General features: G+C 68.1%; 9 protein-coding genes. 2 read left to right on the plus strand and 7 right to left on the minus strand.

Annotated elements, in window-relative coordinates:
- Window positions 1–124: 124 nt before the first annotated feature.
- Complete coding sequence (locus ACSEEN_RS16115) at window positions 125–1726, minus strand: DUF222 domain-containing protein (protein ID WP_440713724.1); 1602 nt, start codon at window positions 1724–1726, stop codon at window positions 125–127.
- Window positions 1727–2108: 382 nt separating this feature from the next.
- Here ACSEEN_RS16115 and ACSEEN_RS16120 point away from each other — a divergent pair, with 382 nt between their 5' ends.
- Window positions 2109–2996 (plus strand): patatin-like phospholipase family protein, encoded by an 888-nt coding sequence (locus ACSEEN_RS16120; protein WP_440713725.1) that lies wholly within the window; start codon window positions 2109–2111, stop codon window positions 2994–2996.
- 118 nt (window positions 2997–3114) lie between these two features.
- Here ACSEEN_RS16120 and ACSEEN_RS16125 read toward each other — a convergent pair whose 3' ends face one another.
- On the minus strand, window positions 3115–3387 hold the full coding sequence (locus tag ACSEEN_RS16125; protein WP_440713726.1) for a hypothetical protein: 273 nt from the start codon (window positions 3385–3387) through the stop codon (window positions 3115–3117).
- 174 nt (window positions 3388–3561) lie between these two features.
- Window positions 3562–4743, minus strand: coding sequence for a PucR family transcriptional regulator (locus tag ACSEEN_RS16130; RefSeq protein ID WP_440713727.1), 1182 nt, complete (start codon window positions 4741–4743; stop codon window positions 3562–3564).
- 68 nt (window positions 4744–4811) lie between these two features.
- On the opposite strand from ACSEEN_RS16130, the gene ACSEEN_RS16135 reads away from it, so the two are divergent.
- Window positions 4812–6158 (plus strand): M1 family metallopeptidase, encoded by a 1347-nt coding sequence (locus ACSEEN_RS16135; RefSeq protein ID WP_440713728.1) that lies wholly within the window; start codon window positions 4812–4814, stop codon window positions 6156–6158.
- Window positions 6159–6197: 39 nt separating this feature from the next.
- On the opposite strand, the gene ACSEEN_RS16140 is transcribed toward ACSEEN_RS16135, so the two are convergent.
- The 4 genes from ACSEEN_RS16140 to ACSEEN_RS16155 form a co-directional block, all read right to left on the minus strand.
- Window positions 6198–6557, minus strand: a complete 360-nt coding sequence (locus ACSEEN_RS16140; protein ID WP_440713729.1) for a zinc ribbon domain-containing protein YjdM — start codon at window positions 6555–6557, stop codon at window positions 6198–6200.
- 201 nt (window positions 6558–6758) lie between these two features.
- The gene (locus ACSEEN_RS16145; protein ID WP_440713730.1) at window positions 6759–7025 is read right to left on the minus strand and encodes a putative quinol monooxygenase; all 267 of its coding nucleotides are present in this window, start codon (window positions 7023–7025) and stop codon (window positions 6759–6761) included.
- A gap of 34 nt (window positions 7026–7059) precedes the next feature.
- The gene (locus ACSEEN_RS16150; RefSeq protein ID WP_440713731.1) at window positions 7060–7551 is read right to left on the minus strand and encodes a hypothetical protein; all 492 of its coding nucleotides are present in this window, start codon (window positions 7549–7551) and stop codon (window positions 7060–7062) included.
- 185 nt (window positions 7552–7736) lie between these two features.
- On the minus strand, window positions 7737–8534 hold the full coding sequence (locus ACSEEN_RS16155) for a hypothetical protein (RefSeq protein WP_440713732.1): 798 nt from the start codon (window positions 8532–8534) through the stop codon (window positions 7737–7739).
- Window positions 8535–8721: the final 187 nt, after the last annotated feature.

The following is an 8721-nucleotide window of genomic DNA, read 5'->3' on the forward strand; positions in this document are numbered from 1 at the left end:
ACTCGCAGTCGGGCGGGACGCACGGCAAGCCGTTTTCCGACCGCCGCACACCACGCTGACCACTCGCACCGCGCTCACCACTCGATGGTGGACAACCTGGTGGCCCGACCACATCGAGCGGTGGTCAGGCGGCCAGGAGGTGTTCGAGGAGGGCTTCGACGCCGGACTCCACAGGCCGGCCGGAGTCCTCACGCAGGTCGAGGTCTCGACTGAGATGTCGGTCGAGCGAAGTCGAGACCTCGTCGGTGGTGTCGCCGAGGCGGTGATTCACCGTCGGTGGCGGGGTCCGCTCCGCGGCCGGGACGTCCGGCCCGGTCCGGAGCTTGTCCGGGTGGAACAGCGGGTTCACGATCCACGGACCCGCCCGCCCGACCGGCCGCCACCCGACCCGGCCCTTGTCCGGTCCGTCAGTGAGGACTGTCGATTCCCACTCGCCGGGGTTCTTGCCGTTCCACCGGTTGTGCTTCCCGCACGCCCCGCCGAGGTGGTCGACATCGGTGGGACCGCCGTCCTGCCAGTCCGGCATATGCTGCATCTGCACCTGAACGAACGGCCGCGTACAGCCCGGCGCGGTACAGCCGCGGTCCCGGGCGAACAACGCCAAGCGTTGCGCGCGCGACGCGAGCCGGTGCGCCCGCCCGAGGTACAACGGCTGCCCGCTGGCCTTGGCGAACACCGCCAGGTACGGCACGGCGTCGGCGGCGAACTTCACCAGATCCGAGACCGGAATCCGGGTGCCGGTCGTCGTCCAAGCGAGCCCCGCCTGCCGAGCCAGATCCTCATCGGTCACGGTGACCACGATCTGATTGCGCAGGTTCTCCGGCTTGGCGAACGAGAACTGCGCATTCGCCCACGCCGGCAACGCCGACAGGGCGTCGTGCTGACGCCGCCCCAACAGCCGGGTATCGCGCTCGGCCGCCGCGGCCAGGACCGCCGGATCCAGACCGGGCTGATCGGCCGCGCCGTGCGGGGAATCGGGATCGTTCGGATTGTTCATGCCGGGCGCAGCCCATTGGGTGAACATCACCTCGAACTCCGCCCGCAACTGCGGGGTGAGACGAGCCTGGACCGCCGTCATCGACTGCCGGTCCTGCGCGGAGAGCCGGAACTCGGCTTGCCGCTGCCGGTCAGCGTCGTCAGCGAGGGTGCCGTCGGGGTCGAGGTAAGCGAGGAGCCGGTTGCCGACCATCGTCACCCCGGCCGGGTTCAGGGTGCGGGCGGCGTCGGCGAGCATGGCCTCGGCCTTCGCCCGCTTCTCCGGCTCGACGGTAGCGGGGATCTTGTCCATGACCTCCTCGATCACCGACACGTGCGTCTCACCGATCGCGCCTTCGGCCACAGCCTGCGCGGTGGCCGGGAATCTCGGCTCACGGCGCTCCCCGGTCATCGCGGTGAACCGGCCGATCGAGGCCGCGACCACCCGGCGCCGCCGGGACTCGCCCTCCCCGACACGCAAGCCCTCCGCGAGTAGCTGGTGCATGGTGTTGTACCCGGCCCGCCGGCAGCCGCCGCGGTCGGAGATCTCCACGAACAGTGCCGCGTCCACAGCCACACCCGTGCGGCGCGCTTGCTCCCGCGATTCCAGTAACTCGAGCAGCCCGTCCTCGGAGAGGGCGGCCAGCGGTGCATCGACCAGAGATTCTTCGGCAGCGCCGATCACCGACACCAACTCGGACGGCGACAGGCCGGCCAGAGCACCGCGGGCGTCGAACACGTCGTCGCTCATCACGAACCTCTTTTCCGGCCGGGTGGAGGATGGTTCTTCTCCTACTCCCAGGATACGCCCACCATGATGTGTATTCAACAGATGATTAGAAAGTACTTTCGAATAAGGCCGCGGGAGTGCCGCTCGCCGCAGGTCGGGGCACGACCGTCGGCCGCCCGAGTTCGGCGGCACTTCCCCCGAACCCGCGGACGGACCGCGCCGATGCGACACCCATCGCACCGGATCGCCGGGCCGGTGACCGTCGCATCGGCGAGCTCGCCGCGCACCTCGTCCATCGTCTGCACCGGTGGCGGCCGGCCGCCCCGGGCAACGACTCCACGACACGAACTCCACCTCGCCTTATTCTGGGCGGGAGAGCCCCGCACCCGGCCCGAGGAGGGACATGACCACCGCGATCGTGCTGTCCGGCGGCACCAACCTGGGCGCCATCCAGGTGGGCATGCTGCGGGCGCTGGTGGAGCACGGCGTCGTCCCCGACCTGCTGGTCGGCACCTCCGCCGGCGCCCTGAACGCCGCCTACATCGCCGAACACGGGCTCACGGCCGATGCCGTCGACGGGCTGGAGGAGATCTGGCGATCCCTGCGGGCACGCGACGTGTTCCCACCCGATCCACTGCGTCTGCTCAGCGCGCTGCGCGGCCGAAGCCCGTCATTGTTCGACGACACCGGGCTGCGCCGCATCGTCGAGAACAACCTCACGCTCACCGGTCTCGAAGACACCCGGGTCCCGCTGATCGTGGTGACCACGGACGTCCTCACCGGCGGCGAGGTGGATCTGGGCTGGGGACCGGTCGCCGACGCTCTCCTGGCCAGCAGTGCCATTCCGGGGCTGCTGCCGCCGGTGCACTGGCACGACCGGACCCTGGTCGACGGCGGCATCGCGGACAACACCTCGCTGGCACCCGCGATCACCGCCGGCGCGGACACCGTGTACGTGCTGCCGACCGGGTATTCGTGTGCCCGCACCGAACCACCCCAGGACGCGGCGGGCGCGGTGCTGCACAGTATGACGCTGCTGGTGCACAAGCGACTCATCCGGGAGATCGACGACTACGCCGACGCCGCCGAACTGATCGTGCTGCCACCGCCGTGCCCGCTCGATCTCGGCGCGATGGACTTCGGCCGGGCCGGGGATCTGATCGAGGAGGCTCACCGGGAAGCGGTCTCCGTGCTGGCGGTCGACGGCGGACGCCGCGCCCACCCGTCCCGGCTGATCGCGATGCACACGCACCCCGCCGCACCCGCGTCGCCGGATCTGGTGTCCCGATAGCGGTCGCACGCGGGTGGCACGATGATCGGGGCGGAGCCGCCGCACCCCTCGTGGCGGCCGTGACGGCCTCGGCGGTCCGCGCCCAGATCTTCCGCGCCGATCGTGTCTCCGGCCGGGATCAGCCGGCCTGGTCGAACGCCATCGGTTCCCCCGGCACCGCCGGCTCGGCGACGGAGCGCCCCAGCGGCAGCCGGTAGGTCGTTTGCAGTCGCTGGATCTGCGCGCGAACGTCGTGCAATTCGGTGAGCAACTCGCGCGTATGCGGATGCGAGAGCGGAACCGACCCGATCTCGATGACCAGCCGGTCGGCCCGGGCCTCGAACTCGCGGACGAAGATCATCGCCTGCAACGTCGACGGATCGGAACCGGGATCACCTGTCAGCCAGATCATGATCGTTCCCCTCCACACCGGACGCACGGTCCCGGTGACTTCACGTCTCCGGAAACGAGCATAAGCTCCGGTTTCCGGGCTCCGGTAGAGCGCCGTCACCAAGGTGTTTCGGCTTCCGTTGTCCGCCGGGACAAACCGTCCACGCCGCTGACCCGCGGTGCGACGGACGACGCTTCAGAGGCGTTCCCGGATCTCGAACGCGAGACACAGCTCGGCGAGATCCCGCGGCACGCGCAGCGATCGATCGGTCACCTTCTCGATCCGGCGCAGGCGATAGCGCACGGTGTTCGGATGGCACGACAGCGCGTAGGCCGCGTCGTCGACCGAACCGTCCGCCGCCACCCACGCGTGGAACGTGCTGGTGAGCAGCTGCTGGTCGTCGCTCGCGAGTCCGGCGAAAGCGCCGAGGATCACGTCGGCGATCTTGCGCGTGACATCGGGCGCGCTGATCGCCGCGACGCCGAGCACCGAGTCGTCGAACTCCCTGATCAGTTCGCCCGCCGGCACCGATTCCATCGCCAGCCGCGCGTATCGCATGTGCACCGAGGTGTCGATGAGGTCGTCGAACGGCGGCGAGATCCCCACCGGTGTGGTCGCGACCCGGCCGAGCAGATCGACGGTGGCGCGGTGCGCAGCCGGCGAGCTCACATGGACCAGCCCGAGGTGGATGTCGGGAAACAGCCGCCACGCCGAGTAGGTGTCCACCGCCCGCAGGCGCGCGGCGATCTCCGGCAGCGGCAACCGGCCGATCATCGGCGGCGCGGCCGCGATCACCACGTACGGACCGTCGGCCGGCATCCGCAACAGCTGCGCGACCTCCCACCGCGTGTAGTCGACCAGGTGGCGGCCTTGCAGAAGCGCCTCGACCAGGGCGGCACGCTCGTACTCGTCGTCGATCACCCGCCGCATCGTCGCCTCGCGATGCGCGGAGGCCATGGCCTCGACGTAGCTGTCCTGCCCCGACCAGATCTTCTCGGTGGCCGCGAGCGCCAGTTCCGCACTCGCGGTCGGCATGCCGACGAGCATCTCACGCAGCCCCTGCCACACCTGGTGGGCGGCGACCCGGAACGCCGCCATCACCGCGGGCAGCGGCACACCTTGCTCGGCGCGGAGCCGGCCGGTCTGCGCGGCCGCCGACAAGTCGAATTCCCGGCGGTCCTCCAGCGAGCGGAACACAAGTGTCAGGTTGTCGACGGACGTTTCGTACAGCGACTCCTCGGACACCGTCGGGTCATCCCGGTAGAACTCCACCTCGTCGCCGACGGCGGCCACCACCCGCCGCGCGAGTTCATCCACGCGAGTCAGCAGCGAAGCTCCCAGCTCCGCGATCTGCCCATCCATCTCCGGCGACGACACGTGTCAAACGCTAACAGCGCCCGGCGCACCCGCCCGCCGCAATCGGCACACCGTGGTAGAACGACCCGGTGAAGCGCAGCAGACCGACCGATGCCGACCCCTACCTCCCGGGGCACGGCGATGTCCGATTCGGGGTGGATCACTACCGGCTCGATCTCGCCTACGACCTGCCGGAGAATCGGCTCGACGCGCATGCCGACCTGGCCGTCACGATTCTCGAGCGAACCGACGAGCTGGTCCTCGACCTGTACCGGCTCGACGTGACCGAGCTGGACGTCGAGGGCGCCGAACTCCTCAGTTGGCACCATCGGCGCGACCGGCTCACCGTCCGGCTGGACGAGGTCGTCGAGCCCGGGAGGAGCCTGACCGTCACCGTCGACTACCGGGGATTTCCGGAGACCGTGCCCGGGCCGGACGATCCCGCCGGCTGGGAGGAGCTGACCGACGGCGTCCTGGTGGCCGGTCAGCCGCACGGCGCCGCCACCTGGTTCCCGTGCAACAACCGCGCCGCCGACAAGGCGAGCTACCTCCTCACGGTGACGACCGATCCCGAGTACACCGTCGTCGCGAGCGGTGCCCTCGAGGCCGAACGGCCCACGGACGACGGTCGGCGGCACTGGACGTACTCGATGCCCGACCCCGTGTCGCCGTACATGATGACGTTGCAGATCGGCCGCTACCGGATCGACGGCCAGGACGCGCCGGTCCCCTGCCGGATCGCCGCCCCGGCCCGCCTGCACGACGCGACCCGGGAGGCGTTCGCCGATCAGCCGCGGATGATCGAGGCCTTCGAGCGGATGTTCGGCCCGTATCCGTTCGCCGGGTACACCGCCGTCGTCACCGACGACGATCTGGAGATCCCGCTGGAGTCGGCGAGCCTGTCGACCTTCGGGGCCAACCACGCCACGCGCAGCGCCGAGAATCAGCGGCTGATCGCCCACGAGCTGGCCCACCAGTGGTTCGGCAACAGCATCACGGCGAGGCAGTGGCGCGACATCTGGTTGCACGAGGGCTTCGCCAACTACGCCGAGTGGGTGTGGTCGCAGGCCTCCGGCGCGCTCCCGACCGCCGACTGCGCCCGGGAGAACTACGCGCAGCTGGTGGCGTTGCCGCAGGACATCGTGATCAGCGAACCCGGGCCACACGAGATCTTCGACGACCGGGTCTACATTCGCGGCGCCCTGACGCTGCACGCGATGCGGATCGCGCTCGGCGACGACCTGTTCGGGCAGGTGATCCGGCGCTACGTCGCCGATCACCGGCACGGCGTCGTCTCCACCGCCGACCTGGAGTGGTCGGCCGCCGCCGTACTCGGCGTCGATCGCGCCCATCATCTCGATACGACGGTGCTGCGTCCGTGGCTGCGCGAGCGGCCGCTGCCGCCGTTCCCCGAGGCGGAGACGGTCGTGGGTTGAGAGCCTTCGCCGGATCGGCGGGAGTGGGGACGCCGGTGGTCAGCCGGTCTTCTTGACGATGCTGGACTTCAGCTGCATGCGGCCGAAGCCCGGCACGGTGGCATCGATGTCGTGGTCGCCGACGCCGTCGGTGATCAACCGGATGCCCTTGACCTTGGTGCCGGACTTGATCACCCCGCCCCCGCCGCCCTTGACCTTCACGCTCTTGACGACGGTCACGGTGTCGCCGTCGGTCAGGACGTTCCCGACGGCATCGGTGATCACGCCGGTCCCGGTCGGAGCGGCGTCGCCGCTGGGCGACCACTCGTGAGCGCACATGGGGCAGATGAGGAGTGACCCGTCCTCGTAGGCGTACTCCTGCGCGCATTCCGGGCACGGCGGCAGCTGCGGTGACGACATGGTGTCCTCCTCAGGATCGAAGGTCTCGATCATCCCAGGCGGTGTCTCGTCACGCTGTCGGGAGGTCGGTCCCGGCAGGGGCACGCGGCTCAGCATCGGATCGCGGCACCGCTGTTCGAAATCGGCGCGATCGACACCTGGAACCGGATCGACTCCGCCCTCCGCCAACTCGCGGGTCAGCGCCGAGTCGATCGTGCCCGGTCAGCGGGATCCGACCGTGTAGTCGCGCCGGATGCCCAGCGTCGCCCGGCCCCATGCGCTGGACGCCACCCGCCGTTGATGCGCCTCGAACGCACCGGAGTCGGCGAATTCCTCACGGACCTGCCACACGAGCGGATCGGCGGTCTGCTCGACGTCGAAGAGCAGGCAGCCCGGTTCGGCTCGCGTCAGCTCGACATGCCGGGGAAGATGGCGAAGAACGATGTCGCGCTGCTCGGCGTCCGTGCAGATCAGGCGACCGGTCAGCACGATTCTGCTCACCGACCCAACCCTTCATCCATCCCTACGCGAGTAGCCTGAGTTCGGTGCCATTCGAAAGCTCCCATTTTCGCCTGGCGGCGTCGGAGAACACCACCCGAACAATCATCCCGGCGCCTTTGCCCCTCACCAGATAATCCACCGGTTCAGGGCTCTGCGCCAGATCCACCAATGAGCCCCAGTGATACTTCGGGTGGCTGGGCACCACGAATCTGCCCGGCGGAATCGCACCAAGGCTGAGCGGATAGTTCCGGGTACTTCCGTCGAGTCGCTGACTCTCGACATACACATCGTAGAGCGGCTTGTCGGATCCGTTGTACAAGAAGATCGCCCACTTCTCGTCCGCCACACGCTTCGGCAGTACGGCCCCTAGCGCGAACACCAGCTCCGCCTGAGCTCGTACTTCAGCAATCTCCAGTTTCCGGTCGCGACACTGTTCGACCTCTAGCAAGCGCTTGCTGACGGCCCACGCGACAATCGCCGCCACCACAGCCATCAAGCCGCCGAGGGCCCCCACCTAATCAGCCAACGATCCGAATTCCATCCCCACTCCGAACCTTCAGACATTGAAGCTGTTAGACGTTGAAGCGAAACTCCACCACATTCCGTAGCCGAATAACGTCTGCGGTCACATGCGTCGACTGTTCAGCTCGGGAAGCTCACAATGCGCTGCGATCTGGCGCTTGGCACTAGCCTTACCGGTCAATGGAGTCCGCGCCGGAAGCGTTCGGCGTCCTCCTCATTGCGTCGTGCTTCGCTCTCGTACGAGCCAGCTACTCGCCTAAACAGACTAGCCACTCTAGGTGCTTCGTCAGCGAGCGCTTCGGCCTTGGCTCGATAGTCCGCAGCAAGTTTAAGCTCTTGCTCGCCGCCGTCTTCCAGGCCGCGACTGGAGACGCCGCGACTATTGACGATATGGAGGTGAAGGCCAGTTTCGATGTGATCGAGTTGCACTTCTTCGAGGAGGTCCCGCACGACGACGCCGGGCCAGGTGCCGTCAGCGTCTGGTGGGGTGTGCCCGAGAACCTGTCCAATGTGCTGTAGGCCCACCTCGGTCCGGCCCCCTTCTGCGAGGAGTTCCACTGCGCTATCAATCCAGGCTCGAAGCACCTCGGCATTCATGACGCCATCGACGAGCCCAGGCGGTGAGTCCCAGGCGTTGAGCAGGCGGTACGCATTGGTTGCCAGGGAAGCGTCGCGCTGCTCTTCGTCAGCTTGTTCCTCGGCGACTTCTTCGTCTTCACTCCTCGACCGGGCACGGTAGACGGTGCTCACGACCCCGACGAATTCCGCCGGGTCAGCAGCCAAACTTTCGGATAGCGCTGGGACTTTCGCGTCGTATCCGAGCGCTGGAAGGTACGACCACTGCAGCCGGACAAGGTCGCCGGGCTCAAGATGCTCGCGCATGGCTTCGAGATAGGCAAAAAGCTGCTGGAAGTCATAGGCCGCCAGGTCGCGAGCAGCGGCAGATAGAGCTTGATGTGCCAGGAGTCCGTCCATCGCCCGCACAATGAGCTTCGCTGCTTGTGGGCGCGGCCCGTCCTCGTCGATGTGAGAGTATGAACCGCACTGGGTTCTTTGGAGGCTCGTGACCTTGGAAACGAGGATGAGTACATGCCGAAGGAACAGGTTCCCGGGAAGCCGCAGACGCGGCGCTACAGCCCGGAGGAGAAGGTGGCGGCGGTCC

The organism is Gordonia marina, assembly GCF_052036135.1.
GTDB lineage: Bacteria > Actinomycetota > Actinomycetes > Mycobacteriales > Mycobacteriaceae > Gordonia.

What these genes read in the sequence shown, in the direction of transcription:
- ACSEEN_RS16115 (WP_440713724.1), bottom strand. Translation starts at nt 1,726, where the DNA reads ATGAGCGACGACGTGTTCGACGCCCGCGGTGCTCTGGCCGGCCTGTCG.
- ACSEEN_RS16120 (WP_440713725.1), top strand. Translation starts at nt 2,109, where the DNA reads ATGACCACCGCGATCGTGCTGTCCGGCGGCACCAACCTGGGCGCCATC.
- ACSEEN_RS16125 (WP_440713726.1), bottom strand. Translation starts at nt 3,387, where the DNA reads ATGATCTGGCTGACAGGTGATCCCGGTTCCGATCCGTCGACGTTGCAG.
- ACSEEN_RS16140 (WP_440713729.1), bottom strand. Translation starts at nt 6,557, where the DNA reads ATGTCGTCACCGCAGCTGCCGCCGTGCCCGGAATGCGCGCAGGAGTAC.
- ACSEEN_RS16155 (WP_440713732.1), bottom strand. Translation starts at nt 8,534, where the DNA reads ATGGACGGACTCCTGGCACATCAAGCTCTATCTGCCGCTGCTCGCGAC.